Origin of the sequence: Entomohabitans teleogrylli (genome assembly GCF_001484765.1) — a bacterium.
Taxonomy (GTDB): domain Bacteria; phylum Pseudomonadota; class Gammaproteobacteria; order Enterobacterales; family Enterobacteriaceae; genus Entomohabitans; species Entomohabitans teleogrylli.
Window position 1 is genome coordinate 14,081 of sequence record NZ_LLXO01000025.1, and the last position, 23,229, is coordinate 37,309.

Genomic DNA, 23,229 nt, shown 5'->3' on the forward strand with positions numbered 1-23,229 from the left:
CTCATTATTTCGCCCTCGCCGGGCCTCATCATTAACGTTGTGATACTGCGCCGCTGAAGCGGCTTTTGTTATTTTCATCACCCGCGATATCCGCGGGCGGCAGGCGAAAGAATCCGTTCAGATTGCCGTTACGGCTGGTTATACCTGAATAATGGCAGCAGAAAGCGCTGCGCTTCGCGGATGATGGCGTCGTAATATTCACGATCCAGAGTCCGCCACAGGCGCTGGAGCCAGATATCCGCTCCCTCGCCCTCTACCATCTGATTACCTTCCCAACTTTGCAATAGTTTTACACGCGCTTTTTGCTGCGTCTCATCATCCCACAGAATGCTCTGACTCTCAGGAGAGTAGCAGGCGCTCAGCCAGGCGCCGCCGCTACGCGGCAACAGAATCAGCGGCTGCGACATGCCGCTGAGATAGCCTTCCAGCCATTGTTCGAGATAAGCTTCGGCCTCCTGAACCGGTAGCGCCGGGAAACGCCACACTGACGCATTGCGCCCCATCAAGCGACTGCTGCCGTTACCGCCACAGGCACAGTAGACAAGGTGCTCCAGCCAAAGTTGCATTCCGTGGCCAACATTAAGCACAGAGGGGCGCCATCTGAGAAGGCCGTCACTTTGTACATCGTGCAGCCAACCGGTTACCCGAACGCCGGCGATGTTCAGATCCACTTCGCGGCTTTCACCCGGCAGCTTTTCCGCCACCACGCTATCCGCCAGTTGCTGCATTTCATTTAACTGCGACTCCCAGGCGATTTCCCCCCAGGGCCCATAGGGCAGCGCCCCCGATGCCCGATAGCGGCGAAACAACAAACTGGCGTCGTCTCCTTCCACCAGCGCATTGAGCAAATGCTGGTTTATCTGATAACGCTCCAGACTGTCGAGATAAAAAGGTTCCTCATCCGGGAGATCGGTCTCTTCAGTGCGAAAGTTCACCCCAAGACGCATCTGGAAAAACGCCCGCACCGGATGCCGCCAGAAACGCTGCAGTTGTTCCAGCGTCACCTCCTCTGCGCTGTACGGCGTCAGGGACTGCATAAACGCCGGCTGCGCCTGACCGGCTTCGCTGGCGGCCGGCAGCCACTCGCGGGCATAGCTCTGCCGCTCATCGCCGGGGAGAAAATTACGGGCATCGAACGGCGTACGGGTATGTTGATGCACCAGATGCTCCCGCACCCGGCGGGCGCTCTCATCGCAGGTTAGATGCTCATCGCCGGGCAGATAGTGACTCTGGGCGAGATATTCGAGCAGTTCCTGCACCAGCACCGACGGATAACGTTCGCTGTTATCGACAATCGAGCGGCCGATATAGCTGATATACAGGCACTGCTGGGCGGAGATCAGCGCCTCCAGGAACAGATAACGATCGTCATCGCGTCGGCTGCGATCGCCGCGTTCCGGCTTCTGACTCATCAGATCAAATCCCAGCGGCGCCAGAGTGCGTGGATAGACGCCATCGTTCATCCCCAGCAGGCAAACTACTTTGAAAGGAATCGAGCGCATCGGCATCAGGGTACAGAAGTTGACCGGGCCAGCGAGAAAACGCTGGCTGATACGTTCGTGATCCAGCCGCCGGGTCAGCTCATCGCGCAGTATCGTCAGCGGCACCTCTTCGCCATAGCGGGACTCAATGCCCTGGGCGATAGCCGACTGCCACTGCTGTTCAATTAACGCCAGCGCGCTTTCGGTTTCCGGCTCCGGCAGGAAGAAATCGTTGAGGAGATCGCGGCACACCGGCAACCAGCCATCGAGGGTGCGGGGTTGTACCAGCGCTCTGCGCCAGCGGTTTAGCTGCATCAGCAGTTCCGCCAGTTGCCCCGCCAGCCCGGCGATCAGCCCGCTGGACTCATCATAAGGCAGCACATCGCGCCATTCGCCGCGCTGGCTTTCCATGGCATAGCCGAGCAGCATGCGCGTCAGGCCAAAACGCCAGGTATGCCGCCCCCCGGTCGGTAGCCCAAACTCCTCGACATTATCGTCATCCATCCCCCAGCGAATGCCAGATTCGCCAACCCACTGGCGCAGGTAGCCCAACCCTTCTTCATCGATAGCGAACTTACTGGCCAGCGCGGGAACCTCGAGCAGCGCCAGCACATCCTCCGCGGTAAAGCGGCTCTCCGCCAGGCTCAGCAGGGTAATGAATGCCTGCAACGCCGGATGCGCCTGGCGCGCGCGACGGTCCGAAATAGCAAACGGTAGACGGCGTTCCGCCGGCGCGCTGCCGAACACCGCCTGGATATACGGACTGTAGCTGTCGATATCCGCCACCATCACAATGATGTCCCGGGGCGTTAGCGACGGATCCGCTTCCATCATCTGTAACAGCCGATCCTGCAACACTTCCACTTCCCGCTGGGGGCTGTGGCAGGCGTGTAACGTCAGGCTGCGATCCTCCGGCCGGAGCGGCTGTTTTTCGCCGCTGTGGCGGTATTGCTCCTCGGTCAGCCCAAGGATCTGGCTATCGCGCAGTTCCAGCAGATCGTGCTGAACCCGATGCAGTAAATTATCCGGCTGCAGATCGACGAACACGTCCAGCTCTTCAAAACGCGCCAGCCCGGAAAGCAGAAAAGTGTAGTCCCTGCCGAGCTTCCCCCAGGAAGCCAGCAGAGGGTTGCCGATATTCTGTTGGCCGTCATCGTTAAACAGCGTCGATGCCTGTTGCGGATCGCGGAATAACGCCAGTTCCTGCGGCTGATTATGTTTGCGGCGGCGGCGACTTATCAGTCGCGCCAGGAACGCCGGGTCCTGAATATCCCCCCAATACCAGCGGCACGGGTTGGTGAACAGCAGGTGCACATCAATATGCTTGCCCAATGCCTGAAGCGCCTGCAGATAGACCGGCGGCAGCGCGGAGATGCCGCAGATAAAAACCCGGGAAGGCAGGCCTGGCGGGCAACTGTCGCTGTTTTCCAGGGTGCTGATAAATCGCTGATAAAGATTAGCGCGATGCCACTCCGGCTGCGCCAGGCGGCGGGTATGTTCCACCAGCGCCTTCCATAACGGAGCCTGCCAGCTTTGCGCCTCGTCCAGCCCCTCTACCTGCTGATCCTGCTCCCAACTGGTTAGCCAGCGGGGGCGGTACACCAGATACTGGTCAAATAAATCGGCAATCCGCGCGCATAGCTGGAACAGTTTACGCCGGTCGTCATCGTTCTCCAGATAGTGACGCAGCATGGTGAATTCCGGGCGTTCAAGCATCTCCGGCAGCAACGCCATCAGTTTCCAGCTCATGCTGGTTTTACTGAAAGCGCTCTCCTGCGGCACGCCGGGAAGCACCCGCACAAACATGTCCCAGATAAAACTGGCGGGCAGCGGGAAATCAATATTGGCGGCAATGCCGAATTTTTGCGCCAGCGTCATCTGCAGCCACTGGGCCATACCGGTACTTTGCACCAGCACCACTTCTGGCTCGAAGGGATCGTCCAGCGGCTGGCGCTCGACAATGAACTCCATGATCTCTTCCAGCACGTCCAGACGATTGGAGTGGTAAACCCGCAGCATAAAAACTCCTGACTATGGTGTATCCGCACAGTGTAACCGATATGCCTGGCCCTGCCTGCCATCCGGCGCAATAACCTGCACGCTGACAGCGCGGCAGTCCCCCTGCGCGCTCTGGATCCGGCTGACCGACCAGCCCTCCGGCAGCGGCGGCGGCGAAAGCGCCGTTTGCTGGCTGACATAACGCCAGAGCAATTGCGCCTGCCGCTGGCTGGCCGCGCCGCGTTGTAACCCGCTGAGATAGCCCGCCAGCGCGCTGGCGACCAGCACCAGCAGTACCAGCGAAACCAACGCCTCCGGCAGGCTGAACCCGCGCTGGCGCTTCACGGCAACCGGCACCGCTCGTCGCTGAGCGGGCAAAAATCCGCCCAGCCGCGGGGAGTAAATATCACTTTAGCGCCGCGCAGTTCCCCAAGGCGCCAGAAAATCAGCGGCGCTTCAGTGCCGGAGGCATCATGGGCCGCCAGCAGCAACCGGTTATTATCCAACAGACGCAGACAGGCGCGCCAGTGGTGGACCGGCTGTTCCCGGCAACGCCACTGCGCCTCTGGCGCCCATGGCAGACGCGTCCCCCACGCCAGCGCAGACAGCCCGCGCAGTTCGCCGCGCAATGCCGACTGTTCCCCGACCAATGTGTAACGCCGCGCCGCCATCTGACTATCAACGCCTTTCAGCATCAGGGTACCGATCATCAGCAGCAAAACCGGCATCATTATCCCGATAGCCCCCCGTTCCCGGCACCGAATCATAAATTAAACCCGGTGATCAGATGGGTGACGGCAACCGGCGCCACGCCCGCCCGTGATGCCCGACCAGCGAGACGCACCGCCACCAGCGGCGGTCCGAATGGCTGCTCGTGGCGGGTAACGGAAAATGCCTCGATGCTCAGCATCGCCGGGTCGTTCATTTTCTCCCACCCTTTACCGCTACAGTGCGCCACGCCGCGGCGGGTCTCCAGGCTCCCGGCATTCAGCCGCCAGGCGGTCTGTTCAGTGGCGGGTTCCCGGATGCCGTTGCTGTTTTCATCCCACTGCACGATAACGCAGCCAGGCGCCAGCTTCAGCCCCGCCGTATCACCGGCGCATTCCCCCGCGCAGTAGCCGGCGCGACGCAGTTGTTTCGCCAGCGTAAACGTCAGTTGCCACAACTCCTCTTCGAGCATTTGCCGGGCGCTGGTTTTCAGCGTTTCCTGCTGAATGACCGCCAGCAGGCGCATAGCTCCCATCGCCACCAGACTGCCGATGGCCATTGCGATTAACGTTTCCAGCAGCGTGAACCCTTTAGCGGTTACCGACACAGGTTCTCCTCCTCACGACACAGGCGCACGCGCCCCCATACGGAAATCACCACCCGCCATGCGCCGCCGGCGCTGCGCAGCGTGATATGCCCGGGCCAGGCGGTATTGCGTAATCCGAAAAAGCCGATACCGTCAGTCAGCTCACTACAGGTAATCCCCTGATAAGGAGGGTGAAACTGCCAGCGATTAGCGACAGAGCAGCTTTCCGCCCCGCTCCCCCGGGGCGCCAGGCACCAACCCTGTGGGCCGGAAATCAGTTGCACCACCCAATCGCGGTTATAACCGTTGGCGTCGGTTCGCAGACGATGCAGATAATCGCGCAGCAACAGCGCGCTGTGGCGCAATTGTTGTTTTTGCTGCCAGCTGCGCCAGCCGCTAATTCCCGCGGCGCTCAGCATGACAACAATACTCAGTACGATCATGATTTCAGGCAGGCTGAAACCGTGTTGTTTTCTGTTCATAGCGCAGCAGTGTGCCAGCAGAAAACGCACATTCCAGCGTCAGTTACGCTCTTTACGTGATACCTTGCAGTGAAAAGGCGGCTGTTGCTTATTGTTGGCAGGGAAATGGAAGGGGTGTCGAGAAATTGTTGGCAATCGACAAAGAGATCATCATCAGGATACTCCTGCCGCATCCCGCCACGCGCAGCCTTCCCGGCGTCTGGCCGATGGTTTATCAGGAGCGTACTTTATGAATTCACATCCCCTGCGACAGATTATTGAAGCCTGCGACAGAGCCATTTCGGCGCGCGACTTTGATGCGCTGATGGCGTATTACGCCCCGGACGCCGCGCTGGTGGTAAGACCCGACCTGGTGGTCACCGGCCAGGCGGCAATCCGCAAAGCCTTTACGGCGATTTCTGACTATTTTCAGGACCAACTGGTGGTGGAACAGGGGGAGTTGCAGGTGATAGAAGGCGCGGATAATGCGCTGGTAATCATGGAAACCGTACTTCACTACCCGGACGACGCCGGGGGCACCGTGACCGCCACCCGCCGGGCGACCTATGTGTTTCAGCGCCAGAGCGACGGGCGCTGGCTATGCGCGATCGACAACTCATACGGCACTGCGCTTCTGGATGGCTGATCGCTGGCGACCACGCCGCGCCAGCGATCAGCGTTCCCGAATCAGTAGCGGAATCACGCGCAGATAAATAAGCTCGCTCACTAGTTCTACCAGCGTTTGCGTCACGATAATCGCCGGCAGTAGCGGGGCCGTGCCGGGGATCGCCAGGGCAAGAGGCAGTACCACCAGTGAATTACGAGTACTGGCGCTGAATGCCAGCGCCCTGGCGGCGCCGGTCTCAAGGCGGAATAAGCGGGCCGCGCTCCAGCCCACCAGCGGCGCCGCAACGGCAAAGATCAGGTAACAGGGAATCACCCACAGCGCCATACCCGGCGCTGCGCCCAGTTGCGGCACCATCGCCATTACCACAATGAACAGCACCAGCGCGGTCGCCGGAACCGGCAGCAGACCAAACACCGCCGCCACGCGGGCGCCGCTGCGATGCCTGCTGGCCCATAACTGCACCAGCGCCGCCAGTAAAAAGGGCGTCGCGATCAACCACAGAAAAGCGTCGATGAAGGGGCCGGGGTGAATCAGATGCGCCGCCGTATCGCCGATAAACACCCTTAAATAAACCGGTAACAGCGCCATCTGCGCCACCAGCAGAAGCGGGGTCGCCGCCAGCATTAACCTGGCATCGCCGCAACCCAGATGAGTAAAGGTCACCACATAGTCGATGCAGGGCATCAACAGCACCAGCAGAACCCCGAATCGCAGCAGAGGATCCAGCGGGATTACCGAGACCAGCGCCGCCGCCAGCAGCGGGATAGCAATAAAATTGGTCGCCAGTAGCGCAAACAGAAAGCGCATCCGGGTCAGCGCCTGGCGAACTTCCGTCACCGGCACCTGCAGGAAAGTCACAAACAGCATCAGCGCCAGCGCCGGATTGACGGCCCATTCCAGCCCGCTGGCGTCGCGGATTATCCCCGCCACCAGCGCCGCGCTTACCACGCAGGCGAAATAAATCACTACCTGGTGCAGTTCCAGCGCTGCGCGTAATTTATTCAATGCGGGTCCTTTTGGCGGGTGATTCGACCACAGGGAGGACGGGATGATCGACAGACCGGCACCCTGGTGGTATGCCGGTGGTATGTCAGGCTATCAGATAGCGACCGGCGCTTTGATTGCCGGGTGCGGATCGTAGCCTTCAATTTCAAAGTCTTCAAAGCGATAGTCGAACAGCGAGTCCGGCTTGCGCTTGATCACCAGCTTCGGCAGCGGGCGCGGTTCACGGCTCAGTTGCAGGCGCGTCTGTTCCAGATGGTTGCTGTACAGATGTGTATCGCCGCCGGTCCAGACAAAATCACCGACTTCCAGGCCACACTGCTGAGCCATCATATGCACCAGCAGGGCGTAGCTGGCGATATTAAACGGTAGCCCAAGGAAAATATCGCAGGAGCGCTGGTACAGTTGGCAGGAAAGTTTGCCGTCGGCGACATAGAACTGGAAAAAGGCATGGCACGGGGCCAGCGCCATCTTGTCCAGTTCCCCGACGTTCCACGCCGACACAATAATACGCCGCGAATCCGGATCGCTTTTCAGTTGCTTAAGCACCGTCGAGATCTGATCAATATGGCGGCCATCCGGGGTCGCCCACGAACGCCACTGCTTGCCGTAAACCGGGCCGAGATCGCCGTTCTCATCCGCCCATTCGTCCCAGATAGTGACGTTGTTGTCGCGCAGATAAGCGATATTGGTGTCCCCTTTCAGGAACCACAGCAGCTCATGAATAATGGAGCGCAAATGGCAGCGTTTGGTGGTCACCAGCGGAAAACCGTCCTGCAGGTTAAAACGCATCTGGTGGCCAAAAATCGACAGCGTTCCGGTGCCGGTGCGGTCGTCTTTCGGCGTCCCTTCTTCCAGCACTTTTTTCATTAAATCCAGGTATTGTTTCATGTCCCCTCACGACGCCGGCTGTGAACGATGACGGTAAGCCCATACCATCATCAGCGCGCCGGCAATAATCATTGGAATCGAAAGAATTTGTCCCATGCTGATGTACTGTACCCAGGTGCCGGTAAACTGCGCGTCAGGCTGGCGGAAAAACTCGACGATAATACGGAAAGCGCCATAGCCAATCAGGAACAGCCCGGAGACGGCGCCCATCGGGCGCGGCTTGCGGATGTACAGGTTGAGGATGATAAACAGCACTATCCCTTCCAGCACCATCTCATACAGTTGCGAAGGATGGCGCGGCAGCACGCCGTACGTATCAAACAGCGACTGCCATTCGGGATGGCTGGCCAGCAGGCCGATATCTTCGCTGCGCGAGCCGGGAAACAACATCGCAAACGGGAAGCCGGGATCGACGCGGCCCCACAATTCGCCATTGATAAAGTTCCCCAGCCGCCCGGCCCCGAGACCAAACGGAATCAGCGGCGCGATAAAATCGGATACCTGGAAAAAGGTGCGTTTCGTGCGCCGGGCGAAAATGATCATCACGACGATCACGCCGATCAGACCGCCGTGGAAAGACATACCGCCGTCCCACACCCGGAACAGGTACAGCGGGTTTTCCAGAAACAGCGGCAGGTTATAAAACAGGACGTAACCAATACGCCCGCCGAGGAAGACCCCGAGGAACCCGGCATAGAGCAGATTTTCCACTTCATTTTTCGTCCAGCCGCTGCCCGGACGATTAGCGCGCCGGATGGCCAGCCACATCGCAAAGACGAAACCGACCAGGTACATCATGCCGTACCAGTGCAGTGAGAGGGGCCCGATGGAAAAAATTACCGGATCAATATCGGGAAAATGCAGATAGCCACTGTTCATCTTTCACCATAAGACATTGTTATTTCGAAATAAATCGCGATATAAATCGCTACGGAACACACATTCTGTCTGCCCCCGGGGCTGCGGATCATAGCACAAGGGCTGGCGTGATGCCGGGGGGAAGATGTAAAAGATATGTATACACGGGCGCGGGTTCAGCACAGACCCACGGCCCGGCTCCGATCGCCACGCCACAGGGCGCTGGCTACAGGCCGCCGCGGATAAGCCCGCCCATACCGCGCCGCTCCATAAACGCCGCGACCTGATGACGGATTTCAGTCGCCATCTGCGCTTCCAGGCTACGGCGCGCCAGATTTTCAGCCTCTTCGAGGCTGATATGGCGCAGCAAATATTTCACTCTGGCGACCGAACGGCCGTTCATCGACAAATGGCGATAGCCCATCCCCACCAACAGCGCGACACACATCGGATCGCCAGCCATTTCACCGCACAGGCAGAGATCGATATTCTGGCGCGCCGATTCCCGGGCTATCATATCCAGCGCCTGTAGCAGCGCCGGATGCAGACTGTCGTACAGGCTGGCGACCCGGGTATTGTTGCGATCCACCGCCAGCAGGTACTGGGTCAGATCGTTGGTGCCGACAGAAATAAAATCGATCCTTCCGGCCAGATGCGACAACATAAACATCATTGAAGGCACTTCCACCATGATGCCTATCCGCGGCTTCGGCAGCGGGTAACCGAGCATCTCTTCCACTTCGCGACCGGCGCGATCGATCAGGCGCCGCGCTTCGTCGACTTCGTCAATATTGGTGATCATCGGCAGCAGAATACTGAGGTTACCGGTGGCGGCGTTGGCGCGCATCATCGCCCGCACCTGGACCAGAAAGATCTCCGGCTGATCGAGGGTAATACGGATCCCCCGCCAGCCGAGGCAGGGGTTTTCTTCGCTGATCGGCATGTAGGGCAGTTGTTTGTCCGCTCCCACATCAAGGGTACGCAACGTCACCGGTTTACCGTTAAACATTTGCAGCATCCCCTGATACTGCGCCACCTGTTCCTCTTCCGAAGGGAAGCCGCTTTGCAGCATAAAAGGAATTTCGGTGCGGTACAGCCCGATGCCGTCAATGCGGCTGCCGAGCTTTTGCTCATGGTCGGGGCTCAGACCGGCGTTGAGCATCACCTGCACCCGCTCGCCGCTTTTCAACTGCGCCGGCTGGTCGACGTCATCTTCGGTCAGGCGGCTGAGTTCAGACTCTTCGCTGACCAGACGCTGGTATTCCTGCAACAGTACCGGTTCCGGATCAATGAGCACTTCGCCGCGATAACCGTCCAGCACCAGATTGCGGTTATGCAGCAGCGTCGGCTGCATATCCGCCCCCATCACCGTCGGGATCCCCAGCGCGCGCACCATGATCGCCGCATGGGAGTTCGCCGCGCCGTCGCGCACCACCACCCCCACCAGCCGATCCTGGGGCAACTCCGCCAGGGTGGCGGCGGATAGTTCATCCGCTACCAGTACAAAACGTTCCGGCCAGGTATTCGGCCCCTGAATAGTGTCATCAAGATGGAACAGCAGGCGCTGGCCGAGAGTACGTAAATCGCCGGCGCGCTCCTTAAGGTAGCTGTCGGTCAAAGCGGCGAACTGCTCGGCAAACCTTTCGATGATTTTTTTTACCGCCCACTCCGCCACCGACCCTTTATCCACCGCGCTGTACAATTCGCGGCGCAGGCGGGTGTCGGAAAGCAGGTGCAGATACAGATCGAAAATCGCCGCCGTCTCTTTCTGCGCACTGGCGGAAAAACGCTTACTGTAGCGGCGAAACTCCCCTTCGGCCGCTTCAAGGGCGGCGGTCAGGCGCTCCCTTTCCAGAGCCGGATTGAGGGTGGAGGCTTCAGAAACCTGCTCCATCAGCGGCAGGGTGGAATCCATCCAGCCGGGAGCGATCGCCACGCCAGGGGAAGCGGCAATAGCGCGGATACGGGTTTGCCGGTACTGGCCGAACAGCGCATTAAGCTGCGACTGAGAAAGGATCGCCGCCATCTGGGTGGCGAGAGTGACCAGAAAAGATTCTTCACTTTCATCAAACTGGCGCAGCTCGCGCTGCTGTACCACCAGCACGCCCAGCAACTGGCGGCGCTGGATAATAGGCACCCCAAGAAACGCCCGGAAGCGCTCCTCTTTTACCGAGGGAATATATTTGAAGCTGGGATGTTTCTGGGCATCCGCGAGGTTGATAGGCTCCGCCAGCCGCCCGACCAGGCCGACAATGCCTTCATCGAAGGCCAGCGCCACGGTGCGCCCGCGCGGCTTTTTTAACCCCCGGGTCGCCATCAGATAGAAACAGCGCCGGTCGTGGTCCGCCAGATAGACCGAGCACACCTCAGTCTCCATCGCCACGCAGACATCGTTGACCAGAATATCCAGCGCCTCATTGAGGCGCGGGGCGCTGGCTACCTTCTCAACAATTTCTCGTAATGGGGTGAGCATATTACGCGTGGCTTAACCTCTTCTGCGACGGTAGGCGGGGGGATGATTACGCTGCGACGATTCCTGCAGCGCCATCACGGTACTGGCAAACTCCTTCATCACCCGGCGGTACACATCCCGCTTAAAAGAGACCACCTGGCGTACCGGATACCAGTAACTTACCCAACGCCAGCCATCGAACTCCGGCGTACTGCTGGTTTGCATATTGATATCCGCGTCGTTGCTCAACAACTGCAGAAGGAACCACTTTTGCTTCTGGCCGATACACACCGGCTTTGTATCCCAACGCACCAAACGTTTCGGTAATTTGTAACGCAACCAGTTTCGGGTGGAGGCAAGAATACGCACGTCCTTGCGCTGCAGGCCGACCTCTTCGAACAATTCCCGATACATTGCTTGTTCCGCGGATTCATCGGGGTTAATTCCCCCCTGCGGAAATTGCCAGGAGTGTTGCCCAAAGCGTCTGGCCCACATGACCTGGCCCTGCCGATTACAGATCACAATACCCACATTCGGGCGGTAGCCATCATCATCGATCACCGGACTACCTCAACATAAAACTGAATAAGGGTGATTGTTTCATACTCCCGTAAGGCGGTAAACCACTCCTTTACGTTGCTTTTGCCGGAATAATCATTGAATAACCCACAAAACAGGGCAAGGTTATGAACAGGTAACGGGATCAACCAGGGTTTTTATTCACGTTTTCTGTGGATATCACTGTGTAGAACTGCCGTATTACGCCGGGAAAACTTTTCCGCGCCCCGGGCTTTATTCCGATCCTCATGGTGGTAATGCATTACAATTCATACCATTAAGGAGGTTATCCCTGTTTGCGGGCCGCCGGATCTTGTGGAAATCACAGTGCGGATCTCCGGCATGGCGAAAGATCGACCAGCGTCGTTTTTATCCACAGATTGTGCAAATAAGTTAGTCACAAAACCTGCGAAACCTTGATTTATGTCGCACGTCAAGGCTGTAAATCGAACCAGTAGTGGCGAGTTTTCCCAGTTATCCCAATTTTCTGTGGATAAACAGGTGTAAGATCCTGTTCATTGTCAGTGACCAGATTTGGAAAACCGCGCCGTACTCTGACAAATCTGCGGAGATTAAAAATAAAAAACATTATAAATCATTGCGTTGTGGTTCACTGTGTGAACAAGGTAAACTCTGTACCCAGGGCGCCAGAACACTGGCTGTTTTTTAGCCGTATTACCGAGTAGACATGCAACCACTGCGACCACTGTCACATCCTCCGGAAAATGAAGCCCGGTTACTGGAGCAGGCCGGCAGGCTGGCCGGCTATTCACTGGGCGAACTTGCCGCACTCTCCGGGCTGGCGATCCCCCGGGATCTCCGCCGCGATAAAGGCTGGATCGGCGTCCTGCTGGAGTTATGGCTGGGTGCCAGCGCCGGCAGTAAACCGGAACAGGATTTCGCCGCTATCGGCGTTGAGCTAAAAACCATTCCCATCGACCGGGCGGGAAAGCCGCTGGAAACCACCTTTGTCTGCGTCGCGCCGCTGACCGGCAATACCGGCGTGGTCTGGGAGACCAGTCACGTGCGCCATAAACTGCGCCGGGTATTGTGGATCCCCGTGGAAGGGGAACGCGCCATTCCGCTGGCCGAACGCCGGGTCGGCAGCCCGCTGTTGTGGAGCCCGTCGCCGGAAGAGGAAGATCAACTGCGCCGGGACTGGGAAGAGCTGATGGATCTCATTGTCCTCGGCCAGGTGGAGCGTATCACCGCCCGCCACGGCGAAGTCCTGCAGTTGCGTCCCAAAGCGGCGAACAGCAAAGCGCTCACTGATGCTATCGGCGCCGAAGGCCAGCCGATACTGACGCTGCCCCGCGGTTTTTATCTGAAAAAGAATTTCACCCGCGCCCTGCTGGATCGCCACTTCTTACAGGCGCCATAGCGCATATGCCGCGCCGGGATTGCGCGGCTCCCTTCACGGCGCCAGATAGTGCTTTTTACCGCCCGCGCCGCCGGGTTTACTGCGCAGGCCCTTTGTGGGAGCGGGGCATTCCGGCATATAATTAGCGCTTTATTCTTTTGGCAGGTTTTGTCATGTTGTTTGCATGGATTTCCGATCCTAACGCCTGGCTGGCATTGGGAACGCTGACATTGCTCGAGATTGTTCTCGGCATCGATAACATTATTTTCCTCTCCCTGGTGGTCGCCAAACTCCCGAAAGCGCAGCAGAGCAGCGCCCGGCGGGTGGGGCTGGGAGCGGCGATGATCATGCGCCTGGCGCTGCTGGCTTCCATTTCATGGGTGACCCGGCTGACCAACCCGCTGTTCACCGTCTTTGACGAAGAGATTTCGATTCGCGATTTAATACTGCTGCTCGGGGGACTGTTCCTGATCTGGAAAGCCAGTAAGGAGATCCACGAGTCGATTGAAGGCGAAGCGGAAGGGCTAAAAACCCACGTCCACTCGTTTCTGGGCGCCATTGTCCAGATCATGCTGCTGGATATCATTTTCAGCCTCGATTCGGTGATCACCGCCGTCGGGCTGTCGGATCATCTGTTCATCATGATGGCGGCAGTGGTGATCGCGGTAGCAGTCATGATGTTCGCCGCGCGCCCTATCGGCGATTTTGTCGAACGTCACCCGTCGGTAAAAATGCTGGCGCTCTCTTTCCTGATTCTGGTGGGCTTTACCCTGATTCTGGAAAGTTTCGATGTCCACGTGCCGAAAGGTTACATCTACTTCGCGATGTTCTTCTCAATCGCCGTGGAAAGCCTGAATCTGATCCGTAACAAGAAAAATCCGCTGTAATCCTTTTAGCCGCCCCGCCAGGGGCGGCGATATTGCCGGCCCGGGCTCTACGCAGGACGGTGATTATCCGGCAAAATCAATTTCCCCGGCAACTGGTCAGCGATAAATCGCGTCGCGCCGGCCACAGCATCACCCGGCAATTCCGTCGTCCCGTTTGGGCGTTTTTTTTACTTTTTGTCACCGATTTTAAGATTCTCCTCCTTTTTCGCTCCTGAATTCCCTGCTATTGCTAGAATTACCCTAATTAATCCGATCCCTGCGAGGTAATAACGATGAAAAAATGGGCAGTTGCAATTTCCGCTATGGGTCTGGTGTTTTCACTTTCCGGATGCAGCAGCGACTACGTGATGGCAACCAAAGATGGCCGAATGATCCTCACCGACGGCAAACCGCAAATTGATGATGAAACCGGGCTGGTCAGCTATCGCGATCAGCAGGGAAATAACATGCAGATCAATCGCGACGACGTATCACAAATCATCGAGCGCTGAGTAACGCGCTCTTTTTTACCGCTTTTTTGCGTCAACAGCGGTACTTTTTTCGCTCCCGCCCTTCCCCTTTGGCTTCCCCTCTGCCATATATAACTTTCCTCTTTCAGACAGCCGCCATCCTGGCTGCGTGCGCGACCCGGGCACAGCTGAAAGTTTTTTGTCGGGCAAGCCTGACACAACAACAAAAACATCAGGGAGCAGGCGATGCATTACCATCGTATTCCTCATAGTTCACTTGAGGTAAGCACACTGGGGCTGGGCACCATGACGTTTGGCGAACAAAACAGTGAAGCCGAAGCCCATCAACAACTGGACTACGCCGTAGCCCAGGGCATCAACCTTATCGACGTCGCGGAGATGTATCCTGTCCCGCCGCGTCCCGAAACCCAGGGGTTGACCGAAACCTACGTCGGCAACTGGCTGCACCAACGCGGCAGCCGCGAAAAACTGATAATCGCCTCTAAAGTCAGCGGCCCGGCGCGCAACAGCGATAGCGCGATTCGCCCGGGGCAGGCGCTGGATCGCAAAAACATTCGCGAAGCGCTGGACGCCAGCCTGAAGCGGCTGCAAACCGACTATCTGGATCTCTACCAGGTTCACTGGCCGCAGCGGGCCACCAACTGCTTCGGTACCCTCGGCTATCGCTGGACCGACAGCGCCCCGCCCGTCACGCTGCTGGAAACCCTGGAAGCGTTAACCGAGTTTCAGCGCGCCGGGAAAATCCGCTATATCGGGGTATCCAACGAGACCCCATGGGGGGTGATGCGCTACCTGCATATGGCGGAAAAACACGATCTGCCGCGCATTGTCACTATTCAGAATCCCTATAGCCTGCTGAACCGCAGCTTTGAGGTGGGGCTGGCGGAAGTGAGCCAGCACGAAGGGGTTGAACTGCTGGCTTACTCCTGCCTGGCTTTCGGAACACTGACCGGCAAATACCTCAACGGCGCCCGGCCCGCCGGCGCGCGCAATACGCTGTTCAGCCGCTTTACCCGCTACAGCGGCGAGCAGTCGCAGCAGGCGGTGGCGGCGTATGTCGGGATAGCCAGGCGTCACGGTCTCGATCCGGCGCAGATGGCGCTGGCCTTCGTGCGCCAGCAGCCGTTTGTCGCCAGCACGCTGCTGGGGGCCACCAGCCTCGCCCAGTTGCAAACCAATGTGGAAAGTCTGAACCTGACGCTGTCAGAAGAGGTGCTGGCGGAGCTGGAAGCGGTGCATCAGCTGTATACCTACCCGGCGCCCTGACCGGTAAAAACAACGCGGGGAAAATCCGCTGATTTTCCCCGCTTATCGTCACAGCGCCATGGGGCGCCCATTCAGCGCGGCTGACGCCGCTGCCATATCCACAGCCAGGCGATCGCCAGCGCAAACAGTACCCCGAAGCCCATCCCGATACCCACCACCGGAATCGCCATTTTCACGGCCAGCGAGTACAGTCCCAGCATCAGCAACATAGCGGCGTTTTCACCGAGGTTCTGCACCGCAATCGCATTACCGGCGCCCACCGAACGCTTACCGCGTTCCTGTAGCAGGGCATTCAGCGGCACCACAAAGAACCCGCCGAGCATGCCGATGATCACCAGTAACAGATAGGAGGGCAATAACCCGGTCTGCACAGAGAAGAGGGTCACCACCACGCCGATCAAAATCCCGGCCGGCATACAGCGCGCCACGCGTTCGAGGGTCACCAGCTTCGCCGCCAGCCCGGCGCCGGCGACAATCCCCACCGCCACCATGGCGTTCAGATAAGTCGGCGTGGCATTATCGGTGATACCGAGCGCCACCGGCACCCACAGCACCAACAGGAAACGCAGCGTCACGCCGGCGCCCCAGAACAGACTGGTGCCCACCAGCGAAAAGCGGGTTTCTCCGTTGCGCCACAGGGTACGGCAGGCGCTGAAGAAGCTGCCCGCCATCGCTCCCGGACGCCAGGTCTGGCCGGGACGCGCCGCCGCCAGGCGCGGGATCAGCAGATTCGCCACCACCGCCCCGGCATACACCAGCACGCAAATCCCCAGCGCGGCCAGCAGGCTCCAGTCCGCCAGTACGCCGCCGGCCATTGAACCCAGCAGAATAGCGGCAATAGTGGAGGATTCCATCAGGCCGTTGGCTTTCACCAGCTTATCGCCGGTAGTCAGTTCGCCGAGAATGCCGTATTTGGCCGGCGAGTAGGCCGCCGCGCCAATCCCCACCAGGGTATAGCCGATAAACGGGTTGTAACCGAAGCAAATCTCCGCCGCCCCCAGTAGTTTCAGGGCGTTAGCGCCCATCATCACCCGCCCTTTCGGGAAACTGTCCGCCACCTGGCCGACAAACGGCGCAAACAGGATATAGGCGCCGACAAAGACCATTTGCAGGACCGGCTGGCTCCATTCCGGGTAGCTTTGCTGCTTGAGCACCGCCAGGGTGGCGAACAACAGCGCGTTGTCGCCAAAAGCAGAAAGAAACTGAGCGGAAATGACCGCCTTCATCCCCCGGGACCACAGCGAGGTCCCGGCCTCGGCGCCATTAGCCATGCTGCGCGTCCTCCTGGTCCATCATCCCTTTCAGGGTGACGAAGTCCGGCTTGCCGCTGCCGAGCAGCGGTAACTGCTTCAGGAAACGGATATCACGCGGCACCGCCAGTTCCGGCACGCCGTGCGCGCGGGCATACTGCAGCAACCGATCGCGGCTCAATTCATGGTCAGTGGTATACAGCACCAGGGCCTCTCCCTTACCAGGGTCGCTCTTAATCACGGTAGCATGGAGTTTATCAGGGGAGACGCCAAGCGCCACTTGTTCAACGCTTTCCAGGGAGACCATCTCGCCGGCGATTTTCGCAAAACGCTTCGCCCGCCCCTGAATCACGCAGAAACCCTGCTCGTCGAAAGCGACAATATCGCCGGTATCATACCAGCCGGCCTCCAGCGCGCCGTTGGCGTCTTCCGCCTGCGGGGCTTCCAGCACCCCCGGGTTTTCCACCCGCAGGTAACCTTTCATCACATTCGGTCCGCGCACCTGCAGACGCCCCCCCTGTTCAATACCCGGCACCGCCAGCAGACGGGCGTCCATCGCCGGCAGGATGCGCCCGACCGTGCCCGGCTTCGCCGCCATCGGCACGTTAATGGAGATAACCGGCGCGCATTCGGTCACGCCATAGCCTTCCAGGATGCGCAGGCCGAATTTGTCCTGCCAGATCTGGCGGGTGCTTTGCTGGAGTTTTTCCGCGCCGGCCACCACGTAGCGCACCCGGTAGAAATCATAAGGATTGGCAAAACGCGCATAGTGACCGAGGAAAGTGGAGGTACCGAAGATCACGGTACAGTTGCGATCGTAGGTCAGTTCCGGCACCACCCGGTAGTGCAGCGGGCTGGGGTAAAGAAAGACTTCCGCGCCGGTCAGTAGCGGCGTAAACAGCCCGACGGTCAGCCCAAAGGAGTGAAACAGCGGCAGCGCCGACATAAAGCGGTCATCGGTGGTGAAATCGGCGATAGCGCGGATCTGTTCAACGTTGGCCAGCAGACTCTTATGGCTGTGCACCACCCCTTTCGGATTCCCTTCCGAGCCGGAGGTAAACAGCACCATCGCCGCGTCTTCCGGGCTCTGGCGGGTCTGAGCCAGGCGGGGGAACAGGACATGGAAGAAGATCCACGCTTTGTCCGCTGCCGTCACATCCCCTTTCAGGTCTTCCAGAAACACCCAGCGCACCTGGGTAAGCTGCTCCGGCAGATGCCACAGCTTGCCTTTTTCCAGAAACTGGCGGGAGGTGAAGATGGTTTCAATTTGCGCCGCGGTGATGGCGCTGGATAACCCTTTGACGCCGGCGGTGTAGTTCATCATCGCCGGAATACGCCGCCGGCAGACGGCGCCGAAAATCACCGCCGCGCTGATCGCCGCATTCGGCAACATCAGACCGATGGTTTCCCCGGGCTTGCTGTATCTTTCCAGCAGACGGGCGACAAACAGCGATTTGGTCAGCAATCCGCGGTAATTGTCAGGGGTGAAATTGACATCCTCAATGCAGGGTTTGCCGGCGCCATAACGGTATTTCGCGCTCAGCAGGGCATCGAACAGGGTTTCCCGCGGGCGTACCGCCATCTGCGCTTCCATCATCACCTGATGCAGCCGCTCCCCGGCCATGCGCCGCCGGTCACGGGCGCGGGGCGCCTCCGGCATCGCAATCGTGGTGGGCGGCAGCACGTGCAGCGTAATCGTCGGAAAGCAGCGCTGTTTCACTCGCCCTTTCAGGCGGCTGAACTTGCTCAGTTCCGCCCCCTGAATACGCACCGGCACCACGGTGGCGCCCGATTTCGCCGCCACAAAGCCGGCGCCGTCATAAATTTTCATCAGAGAGCCGGTAACGCTGATACGCCCTTCCGGGAAGATAACCACCGGGCGCCCCTGCTCCACCAGCCGCACCAGATGTTTGATAGACATCGGTTTGGTGGGGTCGAGCGGGACAAAATCAATAATCGGCTTTAGCCAGCGCATAAACCAGCGGGTGCTGATCGACGAATAGACCGCGAATACCGGGCGAACCGGCAGGAACAGCGCCAGCAGCACGCCATCAAGAAATGAGACGTGATTGGGGGTGATCAGTACCCGGGTTTGCTGAAGGGCTTCCATATTGCCGGAAACGCGCACCCTGAATATCAGTCTGAACAGTAAACGGAAAAAACCAAATAACATGTCAACTCCCTTTGTGAGGTCATGATACTGACACTAAGCCAGGCTCTTAGTGTAGCGGTAAATGACACCACATAACTACAGGCAGACATCGTGAATTCGGCGCAAAAAAAAACCTGCGCATCCGCGCAGGTTGGTGTAACTGTTGTCATCGACGCAAGGCGCCGATACCACCTATCAATACCTCTGGGACAGTTACTGTATCAACCGCGGCTCACTGACCGCCATGACTCAATCGCAACAGCATGGCGCAAAATGTAACGAAAGATTTACCCTGAAATCATTACGGTTAGCGGTCGTGACAGAAAACCGGCGCCGCAGTCAGCGCCCGGAGGAAATCCCCCGCCTGGCTGGCGGGGAAAGGACATCAGAACATCTTGAATTTGTATTCGATGATCACCTCAGAGGACAGTGTGTGCGTCCGGGTATAGCGGCCATCTGTCAGCACCGGCGTTTTACCGTTCATCTTATAGGACCAGCCGGGGCCGAACATTGCCCACAGAGTGAGGTTTTTCAGCTTCGGATGTGAAGGCACCCAGCGGCTGTAGGCGTTAATCTCCCCTGTGCGCACGTGATTGCCTTTATAGTTGAGCTGGCCAATGTTGCCGGCCAGCCCCACCGTCAGCTCCGGCGTCAGGTTATAATCGGTCATGGTGGCGAGCATCAGTTCCCCGTCGCGCATATAGTCATCGCCGGCATAGGCCATGGAGGCGAAGGTCCCGCGTGAGTTTTTACTCATATGGCGCGGGTAGAAGCCCACGGCGTTGGCTTTTTCCGCATCGGTATAGCCCAGACCCCATTTGGTGCTCCAGTTATCCGCCTGCCATTTGACGTCCACTGCGAAGTGCCAGGCGTTGTTGTCGAAGTCACGCTTGCCCGCCGCCATCGATTTATACTCGTCCAGCGCGTGGGTGCCGTAAATCTGGGTACCGATATTCAGTTGTTTTACCGGCTTCAGGTTGGCGAACAGAATATGGCGGCGCAGATAATTATCGCTTTCGCCATAGCCGTACTGCAGATTCAGCATGTCGCCTTTCCACAGCGCATCTCCGCTGGCGATATGGTTGATATACTTGCCCTCATTGGTCTGGAAGCGCATTTTATCCGGCGAATTACGCTCCATAGAGCTTTCCACATAAGCGCCGCGCAGCGTCAGGGCATCGTAATTCACCGAGCCGGTCCAGCCCAAATAGGTGGTGGGAGAGAGGCGGGTGGAGTTGGAAATCACCCCCATATTTTTCATGGTTTGCCAGCCCCAACGGGCGTCGAAATTAAAATCCGCCAGTTGATACTTCAGCTTAACGTTGCGCTGGCCGAATTTGGAAAAGCCGTCGGCATTGCTTTTGCTGTTGCCGCTACCGTTATTGTACAGCACGCCGCGCGAGTTAAAGTAATCGCTGGCCCCCAGCTTCACCGCCCCATAATAGGTGGCGTCGAAACCGATAATATCAGCGAAATAGCCGGATTTATAATCTACCGATACCCCCTGCCCCCAGGCATTATGGACCTCTTTCGGGTTGGCGTTTTCTTCCTTGAGATATTTCCAGTAATTTTTAAATGACAGTTCCATGTGCGACTGGCTGAAAAAAGGATCGGCCAGTATCGTATCGATCATATCCCGCTGCTCAATATCCGGTTTGACATCGGCGGACCAGCCGCTGGCCGGAATCGCCAGCATCATCAAAGCGACTGTAATAGCATTATATTTCATTGTTAACCCCAGAAAATAGTCGCACGCCTGCCGGCGAAAGATAATTTCGCCCGTCCCTGCGACGTTTAGCTAATAATTAAAAAACGCGTATTTTATTTTTTCTCGAGCGCCAGCTTACCTGCTTCGACATATTTCATGGTGCCGATTTCCGGAACCGTATATTTACCGTCCTTATAGACAATTTTGACTACGGCGGCATTGGCCAGCGGTTTATTTTTGGCGGTATCATCGGTTAAATCAGCAATCATAATCTGCATTGCGGTGCCGGAAGAAATCGCCAGCACGTTTTTATCACCGCGCGCCCGGGCATTTTCGACAATGGTCTGCAGCGCCGCGTGAGTGCGCGCCTTCACCTGCTGGTAATTTTCCGCCAGGCCTTTGGGATCGGCTGCGGCCAGCGCGTTCTGGTTATCGCTGACCGGCAGCGTTCCCGCCTTCATTTTGCTGAACAGTTCCCGGCCATCCTGCAGCCCGAGCTGCTTTGCGCCGGCATCGGCCATCTCCTTATTGAACCCGCCCTCAAAGCCGCCAAAGAAGGCTTCGCGCAAGCCGCTCAGTTCCGTCAGTTGATAATTTTCCACCCCGGCCTGCCTGAGAATTACGCTCATGGTTTCGCGCTGGCGCCCGGCGTCGCTGGAGTAGTAGCTGTCAAACGGAATGCCTTTGAGCCCCTCGCCCAGGTAACGCGCGACGCGAATGCCATCCTCAGTCAGCGGTGAATCCGCCCATCCCTGTACCCGGTCAAAGGTATTAAACAGCGTTTTTCCGTGGCGTGCGAACCAGATATTTACCTCATCGTCAGCGGCAATTTGCGCTGCCGAACAGGTTGCCGCACTGGCCATCACCATCAATGCTATCAACCATTTTTTCATATTATATCCCGCCATTGCGTTGCTTTTCGGTAGCCCGAAAACAAAAAAACCCACGCCGTCTACCGGGGCACGCTGTGTTAATCACAATATGCTGCACCGCGGTATTCGACGTAGGTTTTGCCTGTATTAAACAGTAACAATCCAACGCTGCCCACGTTATCACCAAAAAATCAAAATGGCATCCCCATACTCATTCAATTTATCAATAAATGTGATCCCACTCATAATCATGGACGGAGGAAAAACCTCTCGCAACGGAAAATAAAATAAGAAATAACTCAACATCATAATTATTATTCACCCCGTCCCGCTTCGTTCCGCGATGTAATATTCAGTGGTCATCTCTGCGGCCAAATTAAGATAAACCACACATTCCCGGATAGCCGGAAATACCCCGTCAACGCCTCCGGCAACAGATAAGGTTTATTGATCGTGGTCACATAATAAAACATCCACCTCTGGACTCTTTGCGCGACTGACGTTATTTTGCCTGCATCCTGGGATTGTTACTGAACACAGGCAAAACCTAAGATACTTGTCGCAAGCCACATTTGCGCGCAGGTGTCTTAGGTTTTTTTTTGCGCCTCAGAAAGGCCTCTGATACTCACAAGGAGTCACCATGAGAACGAAAATCCTCACCGCTGCGCTACTGTCCGTACTGGCCGTTTCAGTACAGGCCGCTGAAAAACCAATGAAAATCCTCATCGTCAACGACGATGGCTGCGAGTCCATCGGCACCACCTCCCTGCAGGATAAGCTGGCGGCGAAAGGTTATGATGTCTGGATGGTGGCGCCGGCCACTAACCAGAGCGGTATTGGCTCCGCGATTACGTTCCGCCCGGGTAAAGTGTTCGACACCAAAAAGATTGCCGATAAGCGTTACTGCTTCCCGGGCACGCCGGCAGACGCGCTGGACTTTGGCCTGTGGGGCGTGCTGAAAGACGCGCCGCCGGATCTGGTCATCTCCGGCGTCAATGACGGCCCGAATACCGGCATGGCGCAGGTGAACTCCGGCACCGTCAGCGCCGCTGCCCGCGCGCTGCGCTACGGCTTCCCGGCCATCGCCGCCAGTATCGGCTACCGCTTTACCGAAGAAGAGATCAAAAACAAATGGCCGAGCACTCATAAATACTGGCCCGATTCCGTGGACTATGTGGTAACGCTGGTCGATAAGCTCAACACCTCCTGGAAAGCGGGCGCGGACGTGCTGCCGAAGGGTTCCGGTCTGAGCATCAACTATCCGCCGCTGCCGGTGTCGGAGATCAAAGGAGTGCACTATATCGACAACGAACAGTTCCCGGCGCCGCAGATCGGTTATGACCTGCTGGCGGACGGCAGCGCGAAGCAGACCATGAACCCGTCGGCGCTGGAGCCCGGCGAAGGGGACAATGATACCGGCTGGCTGAACAAGGGCTATATCACTTACACCCTTTTCGATGGCTCATGGAACGCACCGCAGTTCCAGGCGCAGTATGAAGCGCTGCTGGGCAAGTAATCGGCGTTATCCTTCCGGGCGCCGCAGCGGCGCCCGAAGCAAAAAAGATTTCTGGATCAAGGATTGTTACTGCGTCTGCAGGCAAAACCTGACGCGCCATCCTGCAAACCGGAACTGGCGCTCAG

At 57.9% G+C, this 23,229-nt stretch carries 20 protein-coding genes; 6 read left to right on the forward strand and 14 right to left on the reverse strand.

Features of this window, described 5'->3' with window-relative positions; translation table 11 throughout:
• Positions 1-128: 128 nt before the first annotated feature.
• Genes recC through AQ981_RS21090 form a run of 5 tightly spaced genes read right to left on the reverse strand, consistent with a single transcriptional unit; the run spans position 129 to position 5,255 of the window.
• Positions 129-3,500 carry an exodeoxyribonuclease V subunit gamma gene (gene recC, locus AQ981_RS21070; protein ID WP_058913733.1) on the reverse strand — a complete coding sequence of 1,124 codons (3,372 nt, stop codon included), beginning with the start codon at positions 3,498-3,500 and terminating at the stop codon, positions 129-131.
• 12 nt (positions 3,501-3,512) lie between these two features.
• Positions 3,513-3,824, reverse strand: coding sequence for a prepilin-type N-terminal cleavage/methylation domain-containing protein (locus AQ981_RS21075; RefSeq protein WP_249226362.1), 312 nt, complete (start codon positions 3,822-3,824; stop codon positions 3,513-3,515).
• A complete protein-coding gene (locus tag AQ981_RS21080) occupies positions 3,821-4,210 on the reverse strand; it encodes a DUF2509 family protein (protein WP_058913735.1) in 390 nt (129 codons plus the stop codon). Before AQ981_RS21080 ends, AQ981_RS21075 begins: the two co-directional genes overlap by 4 nt.
• Positions 4,211-4,242: 32 nt before the next feature.
• Positions 4,243-4,794, reverse strand: a complete 552-nt coding sequence (locus AQ981_RS21085; protein ID WP_058913736.1) for a prepilin peptidase-dependent protein — start codon at positions 4,792-4,794, stop codon at positions 4,243-4,245.
• A complete protein-coding gene (locus AQ981_RS21090; protein ID WP_058913737.1) occupies positions 4,785-5,255 on the reverse strand; it encodes a prepilin peptidase-dependent protein in 471 nt (156 codons plus the stop codon). Before AQ981_RS21090 ends, AQ981_RS21085 begins: the two co-directional genes overlap by 10 nt.
• A 229-nt stretch (positions 5,256-5,484) precedes the next feature.
• Here AQ981_RS21090 and AQ981_RS21095 point away from each other — a divergent pair, with 229 nt between their 5' ends.
• Positions 5,485-5,880: a YybH family protein gene (locus AQ981_RS21095; RefSeq protein WP_058913738.1), complete on the forward strand. Its 396-nt coding sequence runs from the start codon at positions 5,485-5,487 to the stop codon at positions 5,878-5,880.
• Positions 5,881-5,907: 27 nt separating this feature from the next.
• Here AQ981_RS21095 and AQ981_RS21100 read toward each other — a convergent pair whose 3' ends face one another.
• From AQ981_RS21100 to rppH, 5 genes are all read right to left on the reverse strand, one after another.
• Positions 5,908-6,867 carry an arsenic resistance protein gene (locus tag AQ981_RS21100; protein ID WP_058913739.1) on the reverse strand — a complete coding sequence of 320 codons (960 nt, stop codon included), beginning with the start codon at positions 6,865-6,867 and terminating at the stop codon, positions 5,908-5,910.
• 93 nt (positions 6,868-6,960) lie between these two features.
• Positions 6,961-7,755, reverse strand: coding sequence for a thymidylate synthase (gene thyA, locus AQ981_RS21105; RefSeq protein ID WP_058913740.1), 795 nt, complete (start codon positions 7,753-7,755; stop codon positions 6,961-6,963).
• Between the two features lie 6 nt (positions 7,756-7,761).
• Positions 7,762-8,634, reverse strand: coding sequence for a prolipoprotein diacylglyceryl transferase (gene lgt / locus AQ981_RS21110; protein WP_058913741.1), 873 nt, complete (start codon positions 8,632-8,634; stop codon positions 7,762-7,764).
• 205 nt (positions 8,635-8,839) lie between these two features.
• Positions 8,840-11,086 (reverse strand): phosphoenolpyruvate--protein phosphotransferase, encoded by a 2,247-nt coding sequence (gene ptsP, locus AQ981_RS21115; protein ID WP_058913742.1) that lies wholly within the window; start codon positions 11,084-11,086, stop codon positions 8,840-8,842.
• 12 nt (positions 11,087-11,098) lie between these two features.
• The gene (gene rppH / locus AQ981_RS21120; RefSeq protein WP_058913743.1) at positions 11,099-11,626 is read right to left on the reverse strand and encodes an RNA pyrophosphohydrolase; all 528 of its coding nucleotides are present in this window, start codon (positions 11,624-11,626) and stop codon (positions 11,099-11,101) included.
• 685 nt (positions 11,627-12,311) lie between these two features.
• Here rppH and mutH point away from each other — a divergent pair.
• From mutH to AQ981_RS21145, 4 genes are all read left to right on the forward strand, one after another.
• Positions 12,312-13,004, forward strand: a complete 693-nt coding sequence (gene mutH, locus AQ981_RS21125; protein ID WP_058913744.1) for a DNA mismatch repair endonuclease MutH — start codon at positions 12,312-12,314, stop codon at positions 13,002-13,004.
• Positions 13,005-13,156: 152 nt separating this feature from the next.
• Positions 13,157-13,870 (forward strand): TerC family protein, encoded by a 714-nt coding sequence (locus tag AQ981_RS21130; RefSeq protein WP_058913745.1) that lies wholly within the window; start codon positions 13,157-13,159, stop codon positions 13,868-13,870.
• A 272-nt stretch (positions 13,871-14,142) separates the two neighbouring features.
• Positions 14,143-14,361 carry a YgdI/YgdR family lipoprotein gene (locus tag AQ981_RS21135; RefSeq protein WP_058913746.1) on the forward strand — a complete coding sequence of 73 codons (219 nt, stop codon included), beginning with the start codon at positions 14,143-14,145 and terminating at the stop codon, positions 14,359-14,361.
• 204 nt (positions 14,362-14,565) lie between these two features.
• The gene (locus tag AQ981_RS21145; RefSeq protein WP_058913748.1) at positions 14,566-15,606 is read left to right on the forward strand and encodes an NADP(H)-dependent aldo-keto reductase; all 1,041 of its coding nucleotides are present in this window, start codon (positions 14,566-14,568) and stop codon (positions 15,604-15,606) included.
• A gap of 71 nt (positions 15,607-15,677) precedes the next feature.
• On the opposite strand, the gene lplT is transcribed toward AQ981_RS21145, so the two are convergent.
• The 4 genes from lplT to AQ981_RS21165 all read right to left on the reverse strand — a co-directional run bounded on the left by lplT (position 15,678) and on the right by AQ981_RS21165 (position 21,609).
• The gene (gene lplT, locus AQ981_RS21150; protein ID WP_058913749.1) at positions 15,678-16,877 is read right to left on the reverse strand and encodes a lysophospholipid transporter LplT; all 1,200 of its coding nucleotides are present in this window, start codon (positions 16,875-16,877) and stop codon (positions 15,678-15,680) included.
• On the reverse strand, positions 16,870-19,029 hold the full coding sequence (gene aas, locus AQ981_RS21155) for a bifunctional acyl-ACP--phospholipid O-acyltransferase/long-chain-fatty-acid--ACP ligase (protein WP_058913750.1): 2,160 nt from the start codon (positions 19,027-19,029) through the stop codon (positions 16,870-16,872). The genes lplT and aas overlap by 8 nt, the downstream gene beginning before the upstream one ends.
• 364 nt (positions 19,030-19,393) lie before the next feature.
• A complete protein-coding gene (locus AQ981_RS21160) occupies positions 19,394-20,737 on the reverse strand; it encodes an OprD family outer membrane porin (protein ID WP_058913751.1) in 1,344 nt (447 codons plus the stop codon).
• Between the two features lie 92 nt (positions 20,738-20,829).
• Entirely contained in the window at positions 20,830-21,609 is a 780-nt protein-coding gene (locus tag AQ981_RS21165; protein ID WP_058913792.1) for a histidine phosphatase family protein, read from the reverse strand.
• A gap of 619 nt (positions 21,610-22,228) precedes the next feature.
• Between AQ981_RS21165 and surE the strand changes: the two genes are divergently transcribed.
• Positions 22,229-23,104: a 5'/3'-nucleotidase SurE gene (gene surE, locus AQ981_RS21170; RefSeq protein ID WP_058913752.1), complete on the forward strand. Its 876-nt coding sequence runs from the start codon at positions 22,229-22,231 to the stop codon at positions 23,102-23,104.
• Positions 23,105-23,229 lie beyond the last annotated feature (125 nt).